The 25,778-nt window shown below is 57.3% G+C and carries 22 protein-coding genes and 1 tRNA gene; 11 read left to right on the plus strand and 12 right to left on the minus strand.

Translation table 11 applies throughout. The annotated features are described in order from the left end of the window. Positions 1-24: 24 nt before the first annotated feature. Both GTQ41_RS14895 and GTQ41_RS14900 read left to right on the plus strand, forming a co-directional pair. Positions 25-1,170: an SRPBCC family protein gene (locus tag GTQ41_RS14895; RefSeq protein WP_047291414.1), complete on the plus strand. Its 1,146-nt coding sequence runs from the start codon at positions 25-27 to the stop codon at positions 1,168-1,170. Beyond that, positions 1,167-2,237, plus strand: a complete 1,071-nt coding sequence (locus tag GTQ41_RS14900) for an SMP-30/gluconolactonase/LRE family protein (RefSeq protein ID WP_047291412.1) — start codon at positions 1,167-1,169, stop codon at positions 2,235-2,237. The genes GTQ41_RS14895 and GTQ41_RS14900 overlap by 4 nt, the downstream gene beginning before the upstream one ends. Positions 2,238-2,302: 65 nt before the next feature. Here the strand turns inward: GTQ41_RS14900 and GTQ41_RS14905 are convergent, their stop codons facing one another. Continuing rightward, positions 2,303-2,683, minus strand: coding sequence for a RidA family protein (locus GTQ41_RS14905; RefSeq protein WP_025113298.1), 381 nt, complete (start codon positions 2,681-2,683; stop codon positions 2,303-2,305). Between the two features lie 171 nt (positions 2,684-2,854). After that, positions 2,855-2,929, minus strand: a tRNA-Gln gene (locus tag GTQ41_RS14910). Between the two features lie 975 nt (positions 2,930-3,904). Between GTQ41_RS14910 and GTQ41_RS14915 the strand changes: the two genes are divergently transcribed. Both GTQ41_RS14915 and GTQ41_RS14920 read left to right on the plus strand, forming a co-directional pair. Then, positions 3,905-4,267 carry a DUF6124 family protein gene (locus GTQ41_RS14915; RefSeq protein WP_047291400.1) on the plus strand — a complete coding sequence of 121 codons (363 nt, stop codon included), beginning with the start codon at positions 3,905-3,907 and terminating at the stop codon, positions 4,265-4,267. Between the two features lie 128 nt (positions 4,268-4,395). Next, entirely contained in the window at positions 4,396-5,685 is a 1,290-nt protein-coding gene (locus tag GTQ41_RS14920; protein WP_047291398.1) for a HepT-like ribonuclease domain-containing protein, read from the plus strand. 507 nt (positions 5,686-6,192) lie between these two features. Here GTQ41_RS14920 and GTQ41_RS14925 read toward each other — a convergent pair. Genes GTQ41_RS14925 through GTQ41_RS14940 form a run of 4 tightly spaced genes read right to left on the minus strand, consistent with a single transcriptional unit; the run spans position 6,193 to position 9,261 of the window. Continuing rightward, positions 6,193-6,843 carry a hypothetical protein gene (locus GTQ41_RS14925; RefSeq protein WP_047291395.1) on the minus strand — a complete coding sequence of 217 codons (651 nt, stop codon included), beginning with the start codon at positions 6,841-6,843 and terminating at the stop codon, positions 6,193-6,195. Further along, on the minus strand, positions 6,840-7,460 hold the full coding sequence (locus GTQ41_RS14930) for a 7-cyano-7-deazaguanine synthase (RefSeq protein WP_080963239.1): 621 nt from the start codon (positions 7,458-7,460) through the stop codon (positions 6,840-6,842). The genes GTQ41_RS14925 and GTQ41_RS14930 overlap by 4 nt, the downstream gene beginning before the upstream one ends. Then, a complete protein-coding gene (locus tag GTQ41_RS14935; protein WP_217325296.1) occupies positions 7,457-8,794 on the minus strand; it encodes a nucleoside 2-deoxyribosyltransferase in 1,338 nt (445 codons plus the stop codon). The genes GTQ41_RS14930 and GTQ41_RS14935 overlap by 4 nt, the downstream gene beginning before the upstream one ends. After that, positions 8,791-9,261 (minus strand): hypothetical protein, encoded by a 471-nt coding sequence (locus tag GTQ41_RS14940; RefSeq protein WP_217325297.1) that lies wholly within the window; start codon positions 9,259-9,261, stop codon positions 8,791-8,793. Before GTQ41_RS14940 ends, GTQ41_RS14935 begins: the two co-directional genes overlap by 4 nt. 105 nt (positions 9,262-9,366) lie before the next feature. On the opposite strand from GTQ41_RS14940, the gene GTQ41_RS14945 reads away from it, so the two are divergent. After that, positions 9,367-10,335, plus strand: coding sequence for an AraC family transcriptional regulator (locus tag GTQ41_RS14945; protein ID WP_047291393.1), 969 nt, complete (start codon positions 9,367-9,369; stop codon positions 10,333-10,335). A gap of 186 nt (positions 10,336-10,521) precedes the next feature. On the opposite strand, the gene GTQ41_RS14950 is transcribed toward GTQ41_RS14945, so the two are convergent. Continuing rightward, positions 10,522-12,441: a tyrosine-protein phosphatase gene (locus tag GTQ41_RS14950; RefSeq protein ID WP_047291391.1), complete on the minus strand. Its 1,920-nt coding sequence runs from the start codon at positions 12,439-12,441 to the stop codon at positions 10,522-10,524. A gap of 376 nt (positions 12,442-12,817) precedes the next feature. On the opposite strand from GTQ41_RS14950, the gene GTQ41_RS14955 reads away from it, so the two are divergent. From GTQ41_RS14955 to GTQ41_RS14970, 4 genes are all read left to right on the plus strand, one after another. Then, entirely contained in the window at positions 12,818-13,294 is a 477-nt protein-coding gene (locus GTQ41_RS14955) for a hypothetical protein (RefSeq protein ID WP_047291389.1), read from the plus strand. Positions 13,295-13,351: 57 nt separating this feature from the next. Further along, positions 13,352-13,876, plus strand: coding sequence for an AAA family ATPase (locus tag GTQ41_RS14960; protein WP_047291387.1), 525 nt, complete (start codon positions 13,352-13,354; stop codon positions 13,874-13,876). Between the two features lie 402 nt (positions 13,877-14,278). Further along, positions 14,279-14,560 (plus strand): hypothetical protein, encoded by a 282-nt coding sequence (locus GTQ41_RS14965; RefSeq protein WP_047291384.1) that lies wholly within the window; start codon positions 14,279-14,281, stop codon positions 14,558-14,560. 191 nt (positions 14,561-14,751) lie between these two features. Then, positions 14,752-15,405, plus strand: coding sequence for a hypothetical protein (locus tag GTQ41_RS14970; protein WP_047291382.1), 654 nt, complete (start codon positions 14,752-14,754; stop codon positions 15,403-15,405). Positions 15,406-15,413: 8 nt separating this feature from the next. On the opposite strand, the gene mdeB is transcribed toward GTQ41_RS14970, so the two are convergent. From mdeB to GTQ41_RS14990, 4 genes are all read right to left on the minus strand, one after another. Further along, entirely contained in the window at positions 15,414-18,044 is a 2,631-nt protein-coding gene (mdeB, locus tag GTQ41_RS14975; protein WP_230679358.1) for an alpha-ketoglutarate dehydrogenase, read from the minus strand. A gap of 69 nt (positions 18,045-18,113) precedes the next feature. Further along, positions 18,114-18,260 (minus strand): hypothetical protein, encoded by a 147-nt coding sequence (locus GTQ41_RS14980; RefSeq protein WP_196302414.1) that lies wholly within the window; start codon positions 18,258-18,260, stop codon positions 18,114-18,116. 29 nt (positions 18,261-18,289) lie between these two features. Then, the gene (locus tag GTQ41_RS14985; RefSeq protein WP_047291378.1) at positions 18,290-19,474 is read right to left on the minus strand and encodes an L-dopachrome tautomerase-related protein; all 1,185 of its coding nucleotides are present in this window, start codon (positions 19,472-19,474) and stop codon (positions 18,290-18,292) included. Between the two features lie 58 nt (positions 19,475-19,532). After that, a complete protein-coding gene (locus GTQ41_RS14990) occupies positions 19,533-20,540 on the minus strand; it encodes a zinc-binding alcohol dehydrogenase family protein (RefSeq protein WP_047291375.1) in 1,008 nt (335 codons plus the stop codon). A 240-nt stretch (positions 20,541-20,780) separates the two neighbouring features. On the opposite strand from GTQ41_RS14990, the gene GTQ41_RS14995 reads away from it, so the two are divergent. Beyond that, entirely contained in the window at positions 20,781-21,671 is an 891-nt protein-coding gene (locus tag GTQ41_RS14995) for a LysR family transcriptional regulator (protein WP_047291373.1), read from the plus strand. A 63-nt stretch (positions 21,672-21,734) separates the two neighbouring features. On the opposite strand, the gene GTQ41_RS15000 is transcribed toward GTQ41_RS14995, so the two are convergent. Further along, positions 21,735-23,939 carry an OsmC domain/YcaO domain-containing protein gene (locus tag GTQ41_RS15000; RefSeq protein ID WP_217325298.1) on the minus strand — a complete coding sequence of 735 codons (2,205 nt, stop codon included), beginning with the start codon at positions 23,937-23,939 and terminating at the stop codon, positions 21,735-21,737. 230 nt (positions 23,940-24,169) lie between these two features. On the opposite strand from GTQ41_RS15000, the gene proP reads away from it, so the two are divergent. Then, on the plus strand, positions 24,170-25,672 hold the full coding sequence (gene proP, locus GTQ41_RS15005) for a glycine betaine/L-proline transporter ProP (protein WP_041071723.1): 1,503 nt from the start codon (positions 24,170-24,172) through the stop codon (positions 25,670-25,672). The last annotated feature ends 106 nt before the right edge of the window (positions 25,673-25,778 follow it).

A 25,778-nucleotide genomic window follows, 5' to 3' on the forward strand; every position in this document is an offset into this window, starting at 1 on the left:
CAACAATACCCGCAGGTGAACGCATTGAGGCAGACCACCGAGGCATTCCGCAGCCGCTACCGTGCGGCCATTCATCCGTTGTACAACCCGTGGCTGCACGGCGCTTTCGTGCTGCTGTTCGGCGTGCTGGCGATCGGCGCCTTCTGGAGCAGCGCACGCCAGGTACAGCCACTGGAATGGCTGAGCGTGCCGCTGACCCTGCTGTTCTTCAACGTTGGTGTGTACATGGTCCATCGCCATCTCGGCCACCACAAAAAGACGTTCGCCAAGCTGTTCTATGCGCGGCATGCCGGTGACCACCACAGTTTTTTCACTCCCGGCCACATGACCTACGACGGCGCTCGCGACTGGCGGGTGATTCTGTTTCCGGCCTGGCTCATCGTCGTGCATACGCTGCTTTTCACCCTGCCGCTCTGGTGGCTGCTCGCACAGTTCAATGCCAATGTCGCCGGGCTGTTCGGCGGCTGCATGGTGCTGGGCTACCTGACCTACGAGGTGTTTCACGCCTGCGAACATCTGCCGCCCGATAATCCGCTGACTCGCCTGCCGTGGATCCGCCAGATGCGTCATCTGCATAAACTGCATCACCGTCGCGAGTGCATGCAGGAACGCAATTTCAATATCGTTCTGCCGTTGATGGATTACCTGTTCGGCACCCTGTACTGGGAGCCGCAACCCGCCCCGTTGCGCCATTCGAGACCCGCCATGACCCGCATGCAGCACCAGATCGATATCGCCGGCGAACCCATTGCCGTCCTTCGCTACGCCGCCAGCGTCAACCATTGGCCGCAGTGGCATCCCTCGTCGCTGAAAATCGACGGCCCGCAAGGCCCGCTGCACGCCGGCGCACATTTCGAAGAAGACATTCATGCCGGCGGGCGCGCCGGTCATTTGCGCTGGGAGGTCACCGAGTATCTCCCCGGCCGGCGCTGGTGCGCGCGGGCGCGCGGTGACCACGGTCTGTCGTTGCGGCTGACCTACGAATGCACGGCCGAAGGCGACGGCACACGGTTCGTGCGTACCCTGGATTATCGCTTCGACGGCTTGGGCATGCGCGTTGCCAACCTGTTGCTGTTGAAGCGCCGCATCGAACGTGAATCGGCCACATCGATGCACGCCCTGCGCGACATGGCACTCAAGCACCTGACGCTGACGGGGCAACATTCATGAAGCGCCTGCTGTTACTGCTGGTCGTCCTCGTCATCGCGTTCTTGCTGTTGATGCCAACCAGGGTTCAACCGGTGGCGTGGAAACCGCCAGCGGCACCGTCACTGAGCGAAGGCATGTACGCCGAAAACCAGCGGCTCAAAGTCGTCGAACAGGTGGGCCCGGGCGACATTGACGGCCCGGAAGCACTGCTGCTGGAAGGTGACTACCTGATCACGGGCCTGCATGACGGGCGGCTGATTCGCACCAGCCTCGATGGCAAGACACGCCAAGTCCTGAGCGACACGGGCGGCCGCCCTCTCGGGCTGGCGCGGCATCCCAACGGTCTGCTGGTGATTGCCGACGCGGTCAAAGGCCTGCTCTCGCTCGACGCGCAGGGTCGACTGATTCCTCTGACGACCGAGGCCAATGGCCTGCCCTTCGGTTTTACCGACGACGTGGCGATCGACAAGTCCGGGCACTACGCCTATTTCAGCGATGCCAGCAGCCGCTGGGGTTACGGCCACGACGGTGAGGCGATCATCGAACATGGCGGTGACGGGCGTTTGCTGCGCTACGACTTTCAGACCGGCAAGACCAGCGTGCTGCTGGACAAATTGCAGTTTGCCAACGGCGTGACACTCGGCCCGGACGACGCTTATGTGCTGGTCAACGAAACCGGCGCCTACCGCATCAGTCGTTACTGGCTGACGGGCCCCAAGGCTGGCACCCATGACCTGTTCATCGACAACCTGCCCGGTTTGCCGGACAACCTCGCGTTCAATGGCAGCAACCGCTTCTGGGTCGCCCTCTACGCACCGCGCAGTGCCTTGCTCGACGGCACCGCCGGGCATCCGTGGGTGCGCACGATGATCGTCCGGGCACTGACTGTGCTGCCCAAACCGGTGGAGAAACGCGGGTTTGTGCTGGGGCTGGATCTGCAGGGCAAGGTGATCGCCAATCTGCAAGATGCCAGCAGCGGCAATTACTCGCCGATCACCACGGCGCGCGAGTATGGGGACTGGCTGTACCTGGGCTCACTGAAAGCCAGGCACATGGCGCGGTTGCCGCTGGCTGATGCGCTGAAGTAAGTGCGCAGACGAGTGCTGGATGGCCGGGCGTCATCGCTGGCCACCAGCACGGTTTTGCAGGTTGATCAGGCCTTGGCGGCCATCGCGGTGACTTCCACGCGCATGCCTTCCACCGCCAGCGACGCCACGCCCACCGCCGCGCGCACCGGCCATGGCTTGGCGAAGAAGCGCTTGTAGACTTCATTGAACGCAGCGCGGTCGGCCATGTCGGTGAGGTAAATGGTCAGGTGCATCACCCGATCCATCGAACTGCCCGCCCGCTCCAGCGCCACTTTCAGCGCCTGCAGGGTGCATTCGCTTTGCAGGGTGATATCGCCCAGTTCCAGGCTGCCATCGGCGCGGGTCGGGATCTGGGTCGAGACCAGAATGCCGTTGAAACCGACAACATCGGAGGAAATCGAATCCGCATCCGGATCAGGGGTGAAGCTGAGGTCGTGATTAGCCATGTAAGTCTCTGGTCTGGAGAGAATGAGGGTCGCCGGCCAACAACCCGCCGGGACTTTTCGCGGGGCAGTTTACAACAGTCTTCCGGTGCGACTCAGGCAACCCTCGCTGCCGGACAGAAATCGCGCGCATAAAAAAACGCCAGCCCTTTCGGACTGGCGTTTTTCTGAATATGGCAGGGGCGGCTGGATTCGAACCAACGCATGGCAGGATCAAAACCTGCTGCCTTACCGCTTGGCGACGCCCCTGTGTCTCAAGCTCTGTAACAAGCTCTGCGAGAATGGGCCGCAATTTACCAACCTTTTTTTGATCTGGGAAGCCCCGAGTGCAAAAAAATTTGTTTTAAAACAGCCAGTTATTTTCTGAATCAAGGCAAACGCCACGATTCACTTCGCCGCCTCGGAGATCGACACCGCCAAAGGCCAGAAGAAGAGCGCTTTTTTGCAAGTTTCATGATGTTCACCGTCTCGTGGGCAACCGTGTTGTGTCACGGGTTGCAGACGGTGTTAGGGATTGAAGCGCACGACAATAATCGATCGGCTGGACAAACACTGTGTCCAGAATGGTGATGAATAAGTCCTGAGAACTGTGGACAGGCCATTCGCGAGCAAGCTCGCTCCCACAGGTTTCGTATCGACCACACCATGGGTGTACACCGCCAACCCCATGTGGGAGCGAGCCTGCTCGCGAAGGCGTCAGTCCAGTCAGCGATGAACCTGAGTCAGCTCCATCCTCTGAAGCCTCTGATTCCCACACAAACACTATCCTCGTCGCGAGGGGATTTAGCGACGTCGCACTGCCCCGCTTTCCTCTTTGCCAAACCATCCGTTCACGAAAAGCGCAGCCCCGAAAACCCTCACGTTTAACCCTTTCCCCGCACACGTTTAAAAACACTCGCCGTTACGTCATCCCAGGCTACAACGCCTTGCGCCATTGCCTACGACTACGCCAGAATCCGCCGGCTTGTGCGCCCAGGGTGCGGGTTTTATCGTGGTTCGGTCGCTGAAAAACAGCGATCGGGTTTGGTAGCCCGGCTTACCTGTCGCATAGCAATCCTATTTGCAGGGACGGTCTCGTCCGCTGTTTTTATGGTGGCCATGCGTAGGGCATCTTCGGATGCGCCGGGTATCCAGGTGACCGGTCTACCAACCTGCGTTTGGCCACCACCCTTCGTTTGGTAGCGAAGGTGATGGCTCCACTTTATTCATCCTGGAGCTTCACCTATGTTCAAAGTAACGCCCAATCCGCCCGAAACCGAAACGGTCTCCCCCTACGAATCCCCGGACTCCCGAAAACTCAGCGAAGCCGCCGAACGCGCCCTCGACCATTACCTGAACCCCGCCAGCCAGATCATGGCCACGCCCTGCACACCCAACACCCTGTTCCTCGTCAATCCCGAAATCTCCACCGAGGAATTGCTGGCGAACGCCAGTGAATCACTGGGTTCGGCGACGGTGATGTTGGGGGACGTCGCGGCGCTGGTTGAGGGCCCGATTCGCAAGACCCTGCTGGGCATTGCGCAAGTGGTGATGCTGGGGGAATTGGCGGTGAATCAGGCGTTGGATAATGTTGTGCCGATGGACTGAGATGAGTTGCCCTTTCTGGCGACGACGACCTCGCTAAGGGGGCCTTTGCATTTATATCGAAGCATGTCGATGACATGAAGATTTCAAAACGCTACTATCACATCCATCACCTTAGCAAAGAAATGGTCATGGAAAACCTCAAAGTCGAATACCTTGCGATAATCAACTCCAAGGAAGGTTTTTGCAATTCAATTTCCGCATTTAATAACTTAATACAATCATATGGCAGTATCGAAATAAAACCCAAAGGACTAATTTTCGAAGGGTTCAGATTTGAATATGACGTCCAACAAGGTGAAATTCAAAATAACAGCCATGTATTTTTCCACGTCCGCTTGGGCTGCCAAAACAAAAGCGAGGTAATCGTATTCCTGTCGTTGCTCAAATCTATTAGAACAATTTTGGCTAAAGCAGCTGAAAGGCCAGTGGAAGTGCTTTGGGACGACGTGAGTAGCAGTTTGTCATCTGATGCATACCCAGTAATTCATGAAATTGAAAACATGATGCGAAAGCTCATAACAAAATTCATGCTTACGAAAATCGGGTTAGGCTGGACAAAAGAAGCGGTGCCTAGAGAAGTTTCTGAGTCGATTAAAACAAAGAAAAATGCAGCTGGCAACAACTACCTATTTGAAACCGACTTCATTCAACTTTCAGATTTTTTATTTAAGCCCTATTCAACTGCCAACTCCTCAAAACTAATGGAAAAAGTTCGTTCAGCCCTGTCCGCCAGCGAAATAAATATTGACGAACTAAAAGAGCTTGTTCCAACATCAAACTGGGAACGATACTTTCAACCTATAGTCAGCTGCAAAAGCGAATACTTACAAACTCGCTGGGCAAAGTTATATGAGCTGAGATGTCTTGTAGCACACAACAATTTCATTGGCCATGACGACTATGACAATATTTTAAGAATTTCTGGAGAGGTTAAAGAAAAACTAGGCGAAGCCTTAAGTAAACTTGACAGTATCTATATGTCTCCAGAACAAAAAGAAGAGGTTGCGGAGAACATTGCCACAACAGTTAACAGCACCCATGCAGAACTCATCTCTATTTGGATCTCTATACAGCAACTGCTTATCGAGACGGGAATGAATGCACTGAATCATGAGCAAGCTAGAAAACTAATAAAAAATAAAACATCAACCCGCCTCATCATCGACAAGTTAGTTGAGGAAGACGTTATATCTTCCGAGCTAGCGAAAGAACTTATAAAAATACAGCTTGCTCGCGACATCATTGTTCACAACGTAGACGCAGAATTAAATGACTCAATCCTAATTACTGCCGATTTAGCCAAGCATGAGCTAATAGAGATCCTAGAAAGCTTTGATGAAGTTTCACCGCAAACCGCAACAAATATAGCAGCGTTTGAACCCGAAGACGATAACGATCCTGAAGCGGTGTCGGCTTAGCTCTTAGGATCATAGATCAGAAAAACAAAAAGGAGACATACTTACCCTTTATCAATCTGTCCTCTTTCGACTCGTTTAGGATCGAGCTAATTCCTAAGCACTGATCGGCAGAATTTAACCGACCACCCCAATCAAGACTGCTTAGATTAGAAGTGTAAGTCTGACGCACACACTTTAGCTATTTCAATAAAAGTGGACAGATTATTTCCTGCAAAACAAATACGCTCCCCTCTCTCCCGTGAATCGCTGAGTTCGGCGAGGGTGACGTTGGGGGATATAGCTGCGCTGATAGAGGGACCGACTTGCTAGACGCTACTGCGCATTGCGCAGGAGGTGATGCTGCTGGAATTGGCGACGAATTAATTGCTGCTGCATAGTAAATGGGCCTTATAAGGCCCTAGCTAGACCTGCGCAGCAGAGGAAATCGATTAGCGGTTACCAAACGCACGTAGAGCTCGAAGAGACTTAACTACAATTAGCCTATTCAATAATTTGAATAAAATATTTTCAAACTGCTAATAACAACTGTTCCTGAAACGGTGCAGCGGCTCGACGCCAAAGCCAAGCGTCGAACTCGCGTCGGGGAAGAGACAGTAGATCGGCTGCGCAGCAAAATGACTTACGAAGAAAATGATAATCGTCATTATCAACTCCGACCGCTCGAGCAAAAGCGCGGACATGCCGATCAACCGCGATTGAGTCGATACCAACGAGACATGCCATATAGTCAACAGTTTTGGGACCGACGCCATTTACCGTCTGAATGTCTTCACAAAACTTAGAGGAGGACAATGCTAAGCGTAAATCCTGCACATCTTCGATACCTTTCTCTTTCAAAAAAAACACAAGGGATTCAAAACGGCTGATTTTCTCGAAATGTCGCCATTGTAAAAAAGCTCCGACCTCGCCTGTTTTGATCAAAGAAATCAATGAGGAAATGGTATCTCGGCTCGGATATACCTTAAGTATTTCAAGAACGCGAGGCCGTACAACTGTCATATAATTTAGACCGGCCTGAAGAATAGAGTCGGCAAGCACAGCTCCAAGATGATCGCACGTGGCACGCGGATTTTTCTCGTCGAAGAGCGCGCCCTCATCTCTCGCTCGGTTGGCGATGAGACGCGCTACGAGGAGAACCTCGACGAGTGGATTATTCATACTAAATTAGCCTCTTTTAACGCGTTCAAGCGCTCAACACAATTTGGACAAGCACCGCACGGAAAGTGGGATGACGCCTGACAGGAATAAGTACGTCCAATTGGTACACCAAGGGAAGCAGCAGCAGTAGCCACATCACTTTTGGAGGAGTACCGGAATGGCGAGTGAAATCGTACAGGACCTATTGTGGAGGTTAGCCCATCAAGACTATTCATAAATGCGGCGGTGCAATCGATTTCTTTAGCATGATTACTGTTTATAAAACCAGTGTAGACATCGAGAATGCCCGTGGTTTGGGCTCGCGCAGCCGCAGCTGCGAAAAAAAGCATCGTCCGGTATGGTATGTAAAGGTCATCATCCTTCACCTCCTCTGTCCAGAGGTTCGCCTCACGAATCAATCGGGATTGAGACCCTCGGAAAACCTCGGAAATGTTATAGCGCTCCGGCGGTTCCATTACAGATGGGAAAACCTCATTCACGCGCTCCCACTCTAAAGCGGCGCAATGTTGCCCGTAGTCAAAAAAAATTGGAACCACTTCAACGCCTTCGGCGACGAGCTGATATCCGACGGTGGTTGAATCCAATCCGCCAGAAGCCATTAGCAGTACCCTTTTCATGGATTTTCGCGCCCTAAGTCAGCAATTACGCGGAAAGTACCGTTCAGACACGTATCAAGGTCTGCGGAGTAGACGGAGCAACCGACCATCACCATTGTGTTTTCGTTTTCGCACCGAGGATCATATGTGACTACCTTTTTTCCCATCGCTATAGCCATCCCAATTTCTACGAGTGTCCCAGGGTCACGATCAAGCGGAACAGCAAACACCACGTCGCAGTCCTTAAGTAACTGGTAATCCAAATGATAGGTCAGACGAAGAGCACCCTCTGTAGCAGGCCTCTCCAACTCACCATTTTCTAGTATCGGTCGGCGAACCCTAAAGTTGTGGTAACTGAGACTTTCCACCGCCTGGTCAAGCTCTGGTTTTGCAACGTAAGAAAAGTCCGGGCCTGCTAGGTAAATCGCGTAACTCTGACGTTCATGCCATGAAAGAGATGTACCTCCCAATGCTTGCACAGTTTTCAAGCTGAGCCGAAGGTTACGCTGTAGATCACGTTTAATGTCATCTGGAAATGTAGATTGCGCATATACGGTCGCAGCTTGCGATCCACGCCATGCAGCCTCTCTCCACCCTTTTTGTGAATAGGCCACCATAACGCTAGAGTAAACATCACCAACGCCGACAGAGTTCATCGTACGGCCCAGCGAAGCCGGAATCTGTTGAACGCTCTCATCGCGCATGTCAAAGAGTCGACTCCCACCACGATTCTCTTTTAGTAATAAAACCTCGGGGGATAGGGCTCTAACTTCTGCAAGTAGACCACCTACATCTTCATGCCCTAACCTCATAAACAAAGATGATGACGTCGAAATAATGACTGCTTGAAGGCGATCTCTAAAAGATGCAAGTAATGAAAGATCATCAAGATCATAAGCAACATCAAATGAAACGCGCGCATCTTCAGAAAGCGCTAGAGCAAGAAACTGAAGGTCGAACCTGCCCGAAAACACGACAACCTTCAGGTAGGCGTTTAATGAAGGGAGCGGTTCACGAAGCTTCAGGACCTTTCTTTCACGCATAAGATCTTCGTATCCTTGGTGCCCGATTTCCTTTACATCATCAATAACGATGACATTGGGAGCACCCATTACGTCTCCGATCCAAATGAATTCGCGACAACCGATCTCCCTTAAATATTGTTGAGCTTCTTCCACTAGATATTGCGGACAGAATACGGCAACAGCGTATTCGACCCCTGCAGCCCATAGTCCTCTCGCCGCATGTGCCACCCCCCCCAAGCGAAGCTTGCACATAACGCCATTTCGGCCAAGGGTGTAATCAATAACAAGCTCACCAACCACCAATACGCTTTCAGTAATTCCTACCATCATTGCGGTACGAAATCAGCTTCGACAGTCGGCACGGGCAAAGCCGCAGAGAAACTAACTATCCCCAAATAATTAACGCCGCTGTCCATGCATGCAACAAGATAGTTGTACGCGGTAGGAAGGGCCCCCACCTTTACACCGTTCAGGTCGACGGCAAAAACGCGCTGTCCGTCGAAGAGAATCCCCAATTGAGTCTTTGGAGATGGGACGCTTCCAGATCGCGAGTAAAGCTGACTATTACCAACGTCTTCCAAAAGCACATGAAATGCTTGGGTGCATTTATCAATGCCGCTTGTGCCTCCCTCAACCCCCGTGCCTTCACCAACGACTTCCTTGGCCTTCGTACCAGGATAGTCCGAAAAACGCCCAGATCCAGAGCTCCCCATAACACCCTCCTTGTGATAGCAATCTGCCTCAAGAACCATATTTGTAGTCGTTTCTGACGTTGGTTGCAATTCAACTAAGCTCACGATTTACACTTTAATCGTTAAACGCAACGATCATATGCCTGTCATCCCAACCTGCTAACCTCCCCAAAACTAAATGTAGCCTCCAAACCCAAGGACCGACCCAAGGTGTACTCCGTCGTCCCACCCCGCCAAACAATCATCCTCCGCTCCGAAAACCTCCACGCCGAAGACTTCGGCGCCCTCTTCTCCCGGTTCTTCGGCAATCGCTACGCCGACTCCCCGCCGATCCCTTCCAGCATCATCATCGGCGGTGTCTACGGCAGGCACGACGGCGTGAGTTTCCGGCGTATGCATTACCACGGTGATTTCACCGTCACCTTCCCCGACCCGCAGGACGAGATCACTTTCGTGATTACCACGGCGGGCAAGATTGTGTTCAACCACCGCACCGAGTCCGTCGGTGTGGCGCAGGTGGGGTTGGCGATTGATAAGGCGGACATCCGATCGATGCGGTTTCTCGACGATCATGCGCAGCACGGGATTTCGGTGAGTCGGGCGCAGCTCACGGAGCGGTTGGCGGCGTTGTTGGGGCGACCGGTTGTGCAGAAGATTGTGTTTGAGCCGGTGGTGGATCTGCACACGGCGGCGTATGGCGGGATCAAGGCGTTGATTGATCTGGCGACGGGCACGGAGTTTGATCTGTTGCTCAACAGCGGCACGCTGATGCCGTCGCGGTTGCGTGAGATGTTGATTGATGCGGTGCTGGAGGCGTGGCCGCACAATTTTACCGAGGCGTTGCGCCAGCCTGCGCCGAGGGTGGCGCCGCGGCATGTGAAGTTGGCGATGGCGTTTATTCAGGCGCATCCGGAGCAATTGGTCAGTGGCGTAGAGCTGGCGCGGTTGAGCAATGTCAGTCAGCGAGCTTTGCAGGAAGGGTTTCGACGGTTTGTCGGGATGTCGATTGTGGCGTATCAGCGGCAGGTGCGACTGGAGCGGGCTTTCGAGGCGCTGCGGCATTCGGCGTCGGTGACGGAGGTGGCGTTGCGCTTTGGCTTCAGCAATGTCGGGCGGTTTTGTCAGTATTTTCAGCAGGCGTATGGGGTGAGTCCGGCGCAGCTGAGGCGGCGGGGTTGATCGGTTTATAGGCAAGGTGCCGGTGGGTCAGTTGACGGTGATGTTGGCTGACATGACGCCTTCGCGAGCAAGCTCGCTCCCACAGAGTCAAGCGGTGAATAAGGGTTGCCAATCTTCTGCCTCCACCAGTTTTGGCTGGTGCTTTGCGATTAGTGGTCATCCTTGACCTGGTTGTCCTCCAATCACTTAGAACGCGTAACTGGCCTTGAGGCTGCCGCTGAAACCGTGGCTGTCACCACCGCCACTGGCACCGACTTCTGCGCCGACGCTGACAGCGCCAAGGCTGGCCATCAGGTTGACGCCGCCGCTGAACTGGTCGCGGTTGTCGAAGGCAGCGCGTTGTTCGATGTCGAGGCCCAGCAGGTGGCCCTGGCTGTTGACGTCGTTGTTGCCCAGCGTGCGCTCGTAGCCGACTTGTACACCCGGCACCAGTTGCCAGGCGCCCATCGCCACCGGGGCGAACGCCACGTTGAGGTTGGCGACGGCGCTGCGGCGGGTGGCGGTGTTGTCGTCGACGTCGAGGGACAGTTCGCTGCCCTTCTCTTGGAAGCCTTTGAGGTCGAGGTGGCTGATGCGCACACCGAGGCTGGGTTCGAGAATCATGCCGTTGACCGGAGCGCGGTAACCCAGCGCCAAGGTCGCGCCGGTGAGGTTGCCGTGGGTGTCGCCCTTGGCGGTGCCGAGGCCCCCGCCGAGTTCGCGTTTGCTGGCGTAATCGACGTAGCCGGCGCTGGCATTGGCATCGACGAACAGCCCGCGTTCCAGGCTGGTGAAGCCGTAGCGCGCACCGAGGTTGAAGAAGGTGAAGTCGGTATCGGCCTCGCCGCCCGCACCGCCGACGGTGCCTTTGCTGTAGCCGAAACCGCCGCGAGCGCTGAGTTGTTCGGAGAAGCGCTGGGTGATGCCGACCATCAGGCCTTGGCTATGTTCGTTGCTGCTCTCGGCGCGGGACGAGCCGTCGGTGCCGAGGTAACCGGCGAGCGCGGTGGTCCACAACCGGTATTGGCCGACGTTCAGGTCGGAGCCGCTGGCGTAGGGGGCGGCGGCTTGTTCGATCAGCGCGTTCTGCCGCAGCAGGTAGCTGGCGGCGTCGGCGTGAACCTGGCCGCCGATCTGAGCTTCGACACCGCCGAGGGTGCCGGCGTCGATGGCCGATTGCAGGTAATAGTTGTAGGCGCTGTAGGTACCAGACAGGTTGGTGTTCTGCAATTGACGCAGTAATTCGGCACCGGCAGCGGCGTTGCCGACCAATCCGGCCTGCCCCGGCAGGCTGTTGTACTCGACCAGTTTGCCGCGCAGCACATAAATGGTTTCCTGCGACAGGCCGAGGCCTTGTTTGAGGTAGTTGTCCATGCTGCCGTATTCGGCGGTGACTTCATCAAGACCGGCCTGCAGGTAGCTGGCCTGTACGCCAAGCAGCGGCGCATAGATCGAGGCCATGCTCGGCGGCAACGCTTTGAGGGTCGCGGCAACGCGGGCGGCGGTGTAGTCGTTGGTTGCCAGGTAGTTGGCCATGATGGTCGCGTTGTCGACGCCGGCGATGCTCTGCAGCACGGCGGCGGTCCAGCCGGTACGGTCCTTGCCGGCGGTGCAATGGAACAGTTGCGCGCCGTCGGTGCTGGCCAGTTCGTTGAACAACTTGCCGAACTGCCCGCGCATCCCCGCGTCGCTGACGAAAGCGCGGTTGGTCTGTTCCATCATGGCGATGGCATCGGCGGCGCTTTTGAACGACACGGTGGTGATGTTCGCGCCCGAGGTGGTGCTGCCGATGATGTCGATGTTCTGGTAGGTCGCGCCACTCAGCATTGTGTCCGGCGTACCAGCGATTTCGCTCGGCGTGCGCAGGTCGTAGACGGCTTTGATGCCGAGGCTGTTGAGGGTCGCCAGATCCGCTGCCGACGGCGTGATCGCGTTGGAGCGGTAGAACACGCCTCCGCGCATCGTGCCATCGTGGGCCGTGGAATACGCGGTGGTCAGCCCGGCGACATCACGGAAGTTGTCGATGCTTTGCAGGCGCGGCGTGTCGAGCACGACGGTCTCGGCAGCGTGGGCAGCAGCGATGGACAGGCTCAGAACGGACAGCGAACACACAAGACGTTGAAACACAGTGCAGCCTCATTGGAATTAGTGTTGGGCTGGCTACTATCTGCAATCAACTGATACCGAATATGACAGAACGACTGCGCAAGAAAATGGCTGCGCGATCGGGCCATGGGCTGCGTTTTTTGTCCGTAGGGTTCGGTTTTTTGCATGAATTTCGGGAGCAACGGAAAACCCTGTGGGAGCTGGCTTGCCAGCGAAGGCGGTGGGTCAGCCATGAATAATGGTGACTGACACGGCCCCATCGCTGGCAAGCCAGCTCCCACAGTTGTTTGTGTTGGCCACAGGAATGATGTCTACCGGTGATGAGACTGGGGTTTTCGGTTGACGGAGATTCCGCCCATAATCCCTCTCCCAAATGGACTGAAACAGGAAATGTGAAATGGACACCACTCAATGGCTCGAGTTGTTCGAACGGGCTTTTCGCGGCATGGAGAAGAACCTTGAGCAAGTGCTGCAACTCAACAGTTGTCGCGAGCATTGGATTCAAGCCGAAATCAGCCTTCGTGCCTGGTTCGAGGATGAGGTCGAGATCTGGACGGACCTGTCGATAGGCGATCGGCGCAAAGCCGATCTGTACTCATTGGATGATAACGGCGCAACCAGGATGGTCGCCGAAATCAAATGTCTGGGCGATGTCTCGCAAGCCAAGTGCCTGGAAGGCGATTGGTCGGTGCGGGCCGATGTTGATCGATTGCGCTCTTTCGAATGCCCCACCCGCCTGTTCGTCCTGGTCATCGCCAAAGGCGAACGCGAAACCAATACAGGACGTCGCCTTCGCGAAGATGAATGGGTGGATGGCCGGACATGCGTCACTGTGGATCTGCAATTTGCCCTGGTTCGGATGTGGGCGTTCTAAGTCAGGTCTTCATCCACTTCTGAACGCGACATGGGCCACTGCGAACAAGGACTGCCAATGCTAATTGTCTTCAGCGGCCTGCCGGGAACCGGAAAGACCACGATTGCCAGATCACTCGCGCCCCGGCTGGATGCGACCTACCTGCGTATCGACACGATCGAACAAGCCATCCGCAACGCAGGGGTTCTGGCTGATGATGTGGGTACCAGTGGTTACCGGGTAGCCAACGAGTTGGCCGCGAACAACCTGCGTCCTGGCCACAGTGTCGTGGTTGATTGTGTGAATCCGGTCGCTGAAAGCCGGCAAGCGTGGGCCGAAATCGCGGCTCGCTCGGGAGCGCCGTTGCTCAACATTGAAGTAATTTGCTCAGATCCACATGAGCATCGGCGCCGGGTGGAGCAGCGGCAATCAGACATAACGGGGCTGACTCCACCGAGCTGGTCCTCCGTGGCGAATCATGAATTTGAAGCCTGGACGCAGCCGATCCTTCGGCTCGACACCACGAGTCTTTCCGTGGATCAGGCGGTGGAGACCATTTTGGGAATTAGTCCGCTGGCGATTGGGGCGAGCATGCCAAAGTGATGGCGACTGACACGGCCGTATCGCTGGCAAGCCAGCTTCCACAGTTTTTTTTGCGGTGAGCTCAGGGTTGGCAGCTGCCAGAGATCCAAAGTGGGAGCTAGCCTGCTAGCGATTTCGGTGCATGACGATCTCCAGCGCCTCGCCCAGGTCTGGCGCCTTAAAGTATCGAGTGATCAAATCAAACTCCGCTCCGACGCCGCCAACTCATGCTCGCCAGTGTGTTGCGTGCATGCAACCGAGCACGGCAGATGGCGTCATCCACTTTTTACCCGAGGCGATCTTGCCGCACATCAGGTGTAGTGTGGGTGCACGCATTGGGGACGCTTCCTTATGTCGATTGCAGGATAATGCCCAACGCCTGTCAGCGAGGCCATTGAGGCGCTTGCCCCACGAGGAACCCGGATGACCACAATCACTGCACGCCAATGCTCGTCCTGGGTGCTACTGACCCTGCTTGGCACAGCCATGGCGCTGACGGCCGGCTGTTCGAGCAAACACTACGCCACCAACGGCTCGAACTGCTACGCCAAAGCCGTGCCCACTTCCGGCGAAGGTGGTCTGGCCTGGGGCGACACCTTGAGCATGGCGCGCAAGAAGTCGATGAATAACTGCATGCGCTATGCGAGCCGCTCCGGAGGGACGCCGAACACCTGTCAGGTGGTGCAGGCGCAGTGCAAACGCTGATCGCAGCATGCTGGACAATTTTCCAGGCACGCTGAGCCAGCCGGTCAACTCCGTAAGCACCGCTTCAGCGCCCTTTCTTCTAAACCTTTACGCCATCAGGCCGCTATAAACCGGGCGCTCCTCATGTACCCGGTCTCTTCCCGAGAATGCGGGTGCAGCGCCCAATCTCTTCCAGAACAGAAAGGTCATCCATGCGTCAGCTTCTCCCACTCGCCCTCAGCTTGGCTCTCATCGGCTGCGCCACCAGTAAAATCGACATCCGCAACGAGACCGAAGCGGCCAAGTACGATCCGGCCAACAGTGCCCGGGTGCGACTGATCACCGGCGATAACGCCCACGGCGCATACTTCAACGGTCAAAGCTGTGAGAAGTTCATGAATGAAACATTCAAGGGAGGTTCGCCTGAGGAGTCCGGCTGGAAGATGGCGCATAACGACAGTTCAGGGGTCTATCCATTCAGGGATTCGGACCATCGCAATAGTGTGGTCGGCATGCCGGCCAGCCAGACCACCCGGCAAATCAACAGCACCACCAAACAGTTCGACGAGTACGTGGTAGAAGCCAATAAACCGTTCCTGGCGGTTTTTGGCATGGTGGGTTCGATCGCCTGTTCGCCCAAACCGGTGTCGTTCATTCCGCAGCCGGGGCAGGACTATGAGATGCAACTGAAGATCGTCAAACTCAGCACCTTCAGCGCAGGCTGCATCGTCGAGTTGAACGCGCTTTCCGTTGTCGGCACTAGCACCGTAGAAACGCCTGTGCCGAAACAATTCTGTGCCAAAGGGGCAGACGGTGCGTTTCACACGATGGCTCCAGGAAACAGCGGCGACCTCACTCGCCAATAGCCCCGCCATCAGCGATTCCACGGCGCCGCATCGCGCGCGTCAACGCCGTATCGCTCCAGCGCCCGGGCGTGTGTTTGCGGATCAAGCGAAGCCAGTGCTGCCAACACAATGTGCAGGCGATCGACCTCGAAGAACCGGCGCAACGCCGAGCGCGTATCGCTTCGGCCGAAGCCATCGGTGCCCAGGGCCACATAAGGCGCCTGCAGGTACGGCGCGACCAGTTGCGCATAGGCCCGAACGTAGTCGCTCGCCGCCACAATCGGTGCGCTGCCGGGAAGACAACGTTGCAGGTGACTTTGTGCCTCGCACCGTGTGGCAAAAATCTGCTGGCGCTGCACCTCGCGAGCATCACGGGCCAGTTCGGCAAAACTGGTGACACTCCAGACTTCGCTGCTGATCTGCCAGTCGTCCTCCAGCATCCGCGCGGCGGCAATCACTTCCTGCAGTATTGCCCCCGCCCCGAGCAGGCGCACCGCCGCCGAGCCAGCACCGTACCGAGCGTACAAGCGCATGCCGCGAATCACGTCGTCGTACTGCTCGGGCTCCAGCGGCGCTTGCACGTAATTTTCATTGGTCACGGTCAGGTAATAAAACTCATCCTGTTGCTGCTCCAGCATGCGCCGGCTGCCATGGTCGATGATCACCGCTGCCTCACTGGCGAAGGCCGGGTCGTAGACGCGGCAATTAGGCACGGTTGCGGCGATCAATGGGCTAGAGCCGTCCTGATGCTGCAGCCCTTCTCCAGCGAGCGTCGTGCGCCCGGACGTCGCCCCGATCAAGAAGCCCCGCGCACGCTGATCGGCCGCCGCCCAGATCAGATCGCCCACCCGCTGAAAGCCGAACATCGAGTAGTAAATGTAGAACGGCAGCATTGGCTCGCCACTGACGCTGTATGAAGTGGCCGCGGCGATCCAGGAGGAAATCGCGCCGGCCTCGGTGATGCCCTCTTCGAGCAATTGACCGTCGGTGGATTCCTTGTAGTAGAGCAAGGCGCCAGCGTCTTCCGGCTCGTACAACTGCCCTACGGACGAATAGATGCCGATCTGCCGAAACAGGTTTGCCATGCCAAAGGTGCGGGCTTCATCGGCGACGATCGGAACGATGCGTGGCCCCAGCTCTGGAACTTTGATCAGTTGGGAGAACAGGCGCACCACCGCCATGGTCGTGGAGTTTTCCCGGTCATCCGGCGTCAACGCGAAACGGGCGTAGCTGTCGAGTGGCGGAACACTGATGACTGGCGCCTGGTTGTTGCGTTTGGGCAAATACCCTCCCAAAGCCTGGCGCCGTTGATGCAGGTACTGCAGCTCCGGGCTGTCGGCGCTCGGGCGATAGAAACGCAGCTCTTCGACAGCCTGATCATCCAGGGGCAAACCAAAGCGATCACGAAACGCCTTGAGCGCCTCGACATCAAGTTTCTTCTGCTGGTGCGAGGTGTTGCGCGACTCGCCGATCCGGCCCATGCCAAAGCCTTTCTTGGTTTTCGCCAGAATGACCGTCGGCCTGCCTTTGTGCTGTTTCGCCGCTGCAAACGCTGCGTGCAGTTTGCGAAAGTCGTGGCCGCCGCGGCGCAGCGCATCAATCTGCTGTGCGCTCATGTTTACCACCAGAGCCCGCAGCTGTGGGTCCTGGTTAAAGAAATGACTGAGGTTGTATTCACCGTCATTGGCCCCCAGGTTCTGATACTCGCCATCGACCATCGCGGCGAAATGGCGTAACAACGCATGCCCCTCGTCCCGGGCAAACAACGGATCCCAATCGGAACCCCAGAGCACTTTGATCACGTTCCAGCCGGCGCCGCTGAACAATGCGGCGAGTTCCTGGACGATCTGCCCGTTACCGCGCACCGGTCCATCGAGGCGCTGCAGATTGCAGTTGATCACGAAGGTCAGGTTATCGAGATTTTCCCGGGCGGCCAGCGACAGCGCGGCAATCGATTCCGGCTCATCCATCTCGCCATCACCGAACACACCCCAGACATGCCGCCCGTGCGTCGGCGCGATCTCACGATGTTGCAGATAACGCAGGAACCGCGCCTGGTAAATCGCATTGATCGGGCCGATGCCCATCGAGCCGGTCGGAAACTGCCAGAAATCAGGCATCAACCAAGGGTGCGGATACGAACACAAACCGCCGCCGTCCACCTCTTGCCGGTAGCGCTGCAATTGCGTTTCCTGCAAGCGGCCTTCGAGAAATGCCCGCGCGTAAACACCCGGAGCCGAATGTGCCTGGAAGTACACCAGGTCGCCGCGCCCTGCCTCGCTGTCCGCACGGAAGAAGTGATTGAAACCGACTTCGAATATCTCGGCAGCCGAGGCAAAACTCGCGATGTGCCCACCCAACTCACCGTAAGCCTTGTTGGCCTTCGCCACCATCGCCAGAGCGTTCCAGCGGATGATCGAGGTGATGCGCTCCTCCATCACCAGATCGCCAGGATAGTCACCCTGGTGCTCACGCGCGAGGGTGTTCTGGTAAAGCGAACAGGCACGATTGGCACCCTGCACGCCCAGCCGGTCAGCCTGCTCGGCCAGACGTTGCAGCAAGTACCTGACACGCGACTTGCCACCGACCCGCGCGACCCCGACCAGGGCTTCCAGCCACTCGCTGGTTTCGACCTCGTCGGTGTCTTGTGCCACCGGCATTGAATGATTTAACCCTGTCATTGCAAAACACCCCGAAAGATTGGATGGATGGCTGAGCGTCACAGCGTGTCAGGACGAAATTTGTTCGAGGAAGATCAATCGCAACGGCTCTTCAAGCAGCTCATCCGTCGTGACGGCAAAGCGCTGGAAATACGGCATCGCGAAAGGGGCTTCAAGCACGGCAATCGACACCAACACGTCAGTGGACGCATTCATCGTCATTTCTCCCACAGTGAAAACAGTTTTCAACGGGTAGGCGCCGGCGCCGCATCGATTTTCAGGCGCATGAGGCTGTAAGGTTTTTGCCGCTGATCCTGGCCACCACGAAACGCCGCCTGACGATGGAGTTGGTTGGCGGTGAAATACAGATAACCGTCCGGGCCAATGGACAGGGTGTCGGGCCAGAGCAGTCGGGGGTCATGTACCAGCGTCTGCCAGTGACCATCGGGCAGGCGTTTGCGGATCGAGTTGTGCTCGTAGTCGCCGGCATACAACGCACCGGCGGCGTCGGCCTCCATACCGTCGGACGCACCCTTCTCGCCCAGATCCTGCACGGCGGCGGCCAGTTGCGCTTCGCTGACACTGGCATCGCGCAACAGCGCCGTGGCAACCGAATACAAGTGCCGACTGGACAGCGGCGTGAAGTACAGCGTCTTGCCGTCCGCCGACAGCGCGATGCCGTCCGAGGCCACTGCCAGCGGTTTGCGCTTGCCATCCGCTGCTTCAACCGTGACCGGCAAACCTTCCACCACCGGCACGAACGCCGAATCAACCGATGTCGACGGTGCGCCACTCAAGCGGCGCATGGCACGGCCGCTGGCGATATCCATGACGATGATGGCGCCGGGGCCGCGCAAAGACGAATCGGTCAGGTAAACAGTTCCCTGCGCGCCAGTACGAAAGTCAAAACGCATGTCGTTGACGTAGGTACTGGGCAGCATCACGTTGTCCGGGAACACCAGACGCTTGACCACGCGGTTGCTCGCCAGATCCACCGCCACCAGCTTCGCGCCGCGTGGTTTGGGGTCGGAGAAGCCTGGCGCTGCGGTGTCGAGCAGCCAGACACGGCCCTGACCGTCGGCGACCACGCTTTGCACGCTAATCAGGCCATCGCTTGGATCGCGGGGATTCTCCCGATTGAACGCGGCATCGGGGTAAGCCACGACCTTGCCGTCGCGAAGCTCGCCGACAGTGAACGGGACGTCGTCGCCCCAGCGCGGAAAGTTGACGAAGATCCGCCCGGTTTCGCTGACTGTCACCCCGGTGGGCATCGCATCGTAGAACGCATGCACCTGTTCCAGTTTGCCAAAAGCCCTATCGGCCGGGGCATTGGCCGGCACCGCAGCCGCATCGATGGCATGGGCGAACGGCATGGCCAAGGCGCACGCCGATGTCAGCGCCAACACCGCGGGAAGTTTTTTCAAACGCATAAAGTGCTCCTGACCGGCCCGTTACAGGGTCGGGCTGAATGTTCGGGTGGGGTGCAGCTCAAAATCCTTCGAGAACGATCTTGCCCCGGGCCTTGCCGCTCTCAACCAGCGCATGGGCACGGCGCAGATTCGCCGCATTGATCGCACCGAAGTGCTCACCCACAGTGGTGCGCAACACGCCCGAATCGATCAGGTCGGAGACGCGGTTGAGCAACTCATGCTGGTTGATCATGTCTTGGGTTTCGTACAACGAGCGGGTGAACATCAGCTCCCAGTGCAACGACAGCGACTTGCGCTTGAGGGGCATCACATCGAGGGTCTCCGGGTCGTCGATCACGCCCAGACGCCCCTGCGGCCGCAGGACTTCAATCAACTGCGCGAAGTGCTGCTCAGTGTGGGTCAGGCTGGCGACGTAGCCGACTTCGTCGATGCCCACCGCCTGCAATTGACCGAGCAGTGGCGCGCTGTGATCGATGACATGGTGCGCGCCCAACTGGCGAACCCAATCCGCGGTTTCCTGCCGTGATGCGGTGCCGATGACGGTCAGTCGGGTCAATTGCCGAGCCAGTTGCACCAGCATCGAACCCACGCCGCCACCGGCCCCGGTGATCAGCAGGCACTTGCCCTCCCCCGTGCCTTCGGCGACCGCGAGCCGGTCGAACAGCAACTCCCAGGCCGTAATCGACGTCAGCGGCAGCGCCGCCGCGTCAGCGGCAGTCAACGAACGGGGCTTGTGCCCGACGATGCGTTCATCCACCAGGTGGTACTCGCTGTAACTGCCGGTGCGGGCAATCGAGCCGGCGTAGAACACTTCATCACCGGGCTGGAACAGGGTCACTTCGGAACCGACCGAACGCACCACGCCGGCGGCATCCCAGCCGAGGATTTTCGGCTCCTTGGTGAACGTACCGGCGCGCACCTTGGTGTCGACCGGGTTGACCGACACCGCAAGCACTTCGACCAGCAAGTCTCGCGGGCCCGGGCTCGGCACGGGAATCTCGGTGTCGATCAATGACTGTGGATGTTCAATAGGTAAAGCGTGTTGGATAAAGGTGATGGCTTTCATGAAAACTCGCTGTCAGAGGGGCTGTGGCACTCACTTGCAGCCATCTTCAACTGACCCCTGGCAAAGAAAAACCTGCAAAACGCATCAACACTTTCACTTTAAAAATGAAAATGAACCCTTGAAGCGCTCAATCAATTGGGTGCAGTGCTGGAGGAATGATCTACAGGCCTGCAAACAAAGGCTCACGAGCACAAAGAAAAACCGGCAGAATCCGCTGACACTTTCACCTATGGAGTGAAGATGGTCCGCATTGATGATCTGGGTCTGTTCACGCGCAGTGCCGCACTGGGCAGTTTTACCGCCGCCGCACTGGAGGCTGATCTGTTGCCTGGTCAGGTCGCCGCCGCCATCAAGCGCCTGGAGCGCGAACTGGACGTGCGCCTGTTCGCCCGCACGACGCGCAGCCTGCGTCTGACGGCCGAAGGCGAGCAATACCTGCCCACCGCCCACTCGGTGCTGGAAGCGCTTAAACAGGGAAAGGAAAATCTGCGCGGCGAAAACACGCCACTTCGCGGTGTGCTGCAGGTCGCCGCACCATCCGACCTGGGGCGCAATGTGCTATTGCCCTGGCTCTCGGCATTCCGACGTCAGCATCCGGAACTGACCCTGCGTCTGGTCTTGTCCGATCAGGTCGCCGACCTGTTTCGCGACCCGGTGGATGTCGCCATTCGCTACGGTTCGAACGCTGACGCCAACTATGTCGCGCTGCCTCTGGCTCCCGGTAACCGCCGTGTACTGGTCGCCTCACCGCAGTACATCGAGCGCCACGGACAACCGACGACACCGGAACAATTGAGCGCGCACCCGTGCCTGCTCTATCTGCAGAATGGCCGGGTTTTCGATAAGTGGAGTCTGGGCGCGCAAACCATTCAGGTCTCGGGACCGCTGTTCAGCGACGACGCCGATGTTGTCCGGCGCTGGGCTGTGGAAGGTGAAGGGATTGCCTGCAAATCATGGCTGGATGTCAGTGCGGATGTACTGGCCGGTCGGCTGGTCGTGTTACTCCCGGATCACCCGGGGAGCGCCTCGCCCCTGAGCATGGTTTGCCCGCACCGCAAGCAGATATCGCCTGCGGTGTCTCAGCTGTATACGTGGTTGAGCAGTCAATTTTCGGCGCTCGAGCGCACATGAATCCTTGGCGAGGAGATTGCCTTCCCCACCATAGATTCACGCCTGCAAAATGACCGTCGGCTATCAGCGCTTCAACGCCGCCGCATTCGCCCGCGCGGTGTGCAGCTTCTTGTAACTGTCGATCAGACGCAGATGCCGATCCAGCCCCTCAAGCTTCATGCTGGTCGGTGTCAGACCGTAGAAACGCACACTGCCGTTGACCGAGCCAATCGCCGCGTCCATGCGCTCGTCGCCGAACATGCGACGGAAGTTGGCTTCGTAATCGGCCAGTTCCAGGTCTTCATCGAGTTCCATTTCCAGACACACATTCACCGCCTGATAGAACAAGCCGCGCTCGACGGTATTGTCGTTGTACTGCAGGAAGGCTTCGACCAGATCCTTGGCCTGCTCGAATTTCTGCAGGGCAAGGCAGATCAGCAGGCGTAGCTCCAGAATGGTCAACTTGCCCCACGGCGTGTTGTCGTCGAACTCGATGCCGATCAGCGTGGTGATGTCGGTGTAATCATCCAGCTCGCTGTTCTCCAGGCCCTGGGCGAGGTTGCGCAGGCCGACCTTGCTCAAGCTGTGCAGGTTGAGGATGTCGGCACGAAATTGCAGGGCTTTGTTGGTGTTGTCCCAGATCAGATCGTCGACCGGGTAGATTTCCGAGTAGTCAGGCACCAGGATCCGGCAAGCGTTGGCGCCAAGATCGTCGTAGACCGCCATGTAGGCTTCTTTGCCCAGGTTTTCGAGAATGCCGAACAGCGTTGCGGCTTCTTCGACGTTGGAGTTTTCGCCGTGACCGGAAAAGTCCCACTCGACGAATTCGAAGTCAGACTTGGCACTGAAGAAGCGCCACGACACCACACCGCTGGAGTCGATGAAGTGCTCGACGAAGTTGTTCGGTTCGGTCACTGCCTGGCCGGAGAACGTCGGTTGCGGCAAGTCGTTCAAGCCTTCGAAACTGCGGCCTTGCAACAGCTCGGTCAGGCTGCGCTCCAGCGCCACTTCCAGGCTCGGGTGCGCGCCGAACGAGGCGAACACGCCACCGGTGCGCGGGTTCATCAGGGTCACGCACATCACCGGGAATTCACCGCCCAGCGACGCATCCTTCACCAGCACCGGGAAGCCCTGCTCTTCCAGGCCTTTGATCCCGGCGAGAATGCTCGGGTACTTTTCCAGTACTTCCTGCGGCACGTCCGGCAGGGCCATTTCGCCTTCGAGGATTTCGCGTTTGACCGCGCGCTCGAAGATCTCCGACAGGCATTGCACCTGGGCTTCAGCCAGAGTGTTGCCGGCGCTCATGCCGTTACTCAGGAACAGGTTTTCGATCAGATTCGACGGGAAGTACACCACCTCACCATCCGACTGGCGCACGAACGGCAGCGAGCAGATGCCACGCTGGGTGTTGCCGGAGTTGGTGTCGTACAGGTGCGAGCCTTTGAGTTCGCCGTCGCGGTTGTAAATGTCCAGGCAGTAGTCATCGAGAATCTCTGGCGGCAACTCGTCTTTCGGGCCGGGTTTGAACCAACGCTCGTTCGGGTAATGCACGAACTCGGCGGTGGCGATGTCTTCGCCCCAGAATTGATCGTTGTAGAAGAAGTTGCAGTTCAGGCGCTCGATGAACTCGCCCAGTGCCGAGGCCAGTGCGCCCTCTTTGGTCGCGCCCTTGCCGTTGGTGAAGCACATCGGCGAGTGCGCGTCACGGATGTGCAGCGACCAGACGTTGGGCACGATATTGCGCCACGAGGCGATCTCGATCTTCATCCCCAGATCCGCGAGGATTCCCGACATATTGGCGATGGTCTGCTCAAGCGGCAGGTCTTTACCAACGATGTAAGTGCCCGCGTCCGACGTCGAATGCGGCATCAGCAGCGCCTGCGCATCGGCGTCGAGGTTTTCGACTTCCTCGATCACAAACTCGGGACCGGTCTGCACGACCTTCTTCACCGTGCAGCGATCAATCGAACGCAGAATGCCCAGGCGATCCTTTTCAGAGATGTCCGCCGGTAATTCGACCTGAATCTTGAAGATCTGGTTGTAGCGGTTTTCCGGGTCGACGATGTTGTTCTGCGACAGGCGAATATTGTCGGTCGGGATGTTACGCGTCTCGCAATACAGCTTCACAAAGTAAGCCGCGCACAAGGCCGACGACGCCAGGAAGTAGTCGAACGGCCCGGGTGCCGAGCCATCGCCTTTGTAGCGAATAGGCTGATCGGCGATCACCGTGAAGTCGTCGAACTTGGCTTCAAGTCGAAGGTTGTCGAGAAAGTTGACCTTGATTTCCATGCGGGTTTACCAGAGAGCAAAAACGAATTGGCGGCCATTATCCGGGTTTTCAGCCTGACGTCTTGTGCTTTTGCGTAATCATCGCCGAGTGGGCTGTGCGGCGCCTGTGCGGCTGCGGACGACAAAAATGCCACGAGCAGTGAATTATTTCGTGTCTTCTTGTATCTGACGGAAAGAACCCATGCCACCAAAACAATGGCATCGAATCCGTTCAGCTATGAGTGACCCGCATGAAATCAAGGAAAAACAAGGTCAATCCCATCGGATTGAAAGACATCACCATTGTCGACGACGCCAAGATGCGCAAAGCGATCACCGCCGCCGCGCTGGGCAATGCCATGGAATGGTTCGACTTCGGGGTCTACGGATTTGTCGCCTATGCACTCGGCAAGATCTTCTTCCCCGGGGCTGATCCTGGTGTACAGATGATTGCAGCGCTGGCGACCTTCTCGGTGCCCTTCCTGATTCGCCCGCTGGGCGGGCTGTTCTTCGGTGCACTGGGTGACAAATACGGGCGGCAGAAAGTGTTGGCCGCGACCATCGTGATCATGTCGCTGAGCACCTTCGCCATTGGCTTGATACCGTCCTATGAATCAATCGGCATCTGGGCACCAATCCTGCTGTTGCTGGCGAAAATGGCCCAGGGCTTTTCGGTCGGCGGTGAGTACACCGGCGCCTCGATCTTCGTCGCCGAATACGCGCCCGACCGCAAACGCGGCTTCCTCGGCAGCTGGCTGGACTTCGGCTCGATTGCCGGTTTTGTCCTCGGTGCCGGCGTGGTGGTGCTGATCTCGACGATCATCGGCGAAGAGAAATTCCTCGAATGGGGCTGGCGCCTGCCGTTCTTCCTCGCCCTGCCGCTGGGCATGATCGGCCTCTATCTGCGGCATGCACTGGAAGAAACTCCGGCATTTCAGCAGCACGTCGAAAAACTCGAAGAAGGCGACCGTGAAGGTCTGGCGGGCGGACCGAAAGTCTCGTTCAAGGAAGTCGCCACCAAGCACTGGCGCAGCCTGATGACCTGCATTGGCGTGGTGGCGGTGACTAACGTCACTTATTACATGCTGCTGACCTACATGCCGAGCTATTTGTCGCACAACCTGCACTACAGCGAAAACCGTGGCGTGCTGATCATCATCGCGATCATGGTCGGCATGCTGTTCGTGCAGCCGGCGATCGGTTTTATCAGCGACAAGATTGGCCGCAAGCCCTTCATTGTGGTCGGCAGTATCGGTCTGTTTCTGCTGGCGATTCCGGCGTTCATGCTGATCAACAGCGGCAAGATCGGCCTGATCTTTTCCGGCTTGCTGATCCTCGCGGTGTTGCTGAATTTCTTCATCGGCGTCATGGCCTCGACCCTGCCGGCGATGTTCCCCACGCACATCCGCTACAGCGCGCTGGCCGCTGCATTCAACGTCTCGGTGCTGATTGCTGGTCTGACCCCGACGGCCGTAGCCTGGCTGGTGGAGAGTACCAACAACCTGTACATGCCGGCCTACTACCTGATGGTGATTGCCGTGGTCGGCCTGATCACCGGCGTGACCATGAAAGAGACAGCCAACAAACCGCTACGGGGTGCTGCACCGGCGGCGTCGGACCTTGAGGAAGCCAAGGAACTGCTCAAGGAACACCACGACCACATCGAGCAGAAAATCGAAGACATCGACGCCGAAATCGCCGAACTGGAAGCTAAACGCAAGGAGTTGGTGCAGCAGCATCCGCGCATTAACTGAGCCGTTCGCAGCGTGGCCACTCGAAACGGAGTCGAGCGGCCACATAAGCGCCGTGCAGCTAAATCCGCAGACGACCAGTTACTGAATTGACGGAGGTTGCGCCATT

This window comes from Pseudomonas sp. AN-B15, from assembly GCF_019056475.1.
Taxonomy (GTDB): domain Bacteria; phylum Pseudomonadota; class Gammaproteobacteria; order Pseudomonadales; family Pseudomonadaceae; genus Aquipseudomonas; species Aquipseudomonas parakoreensis.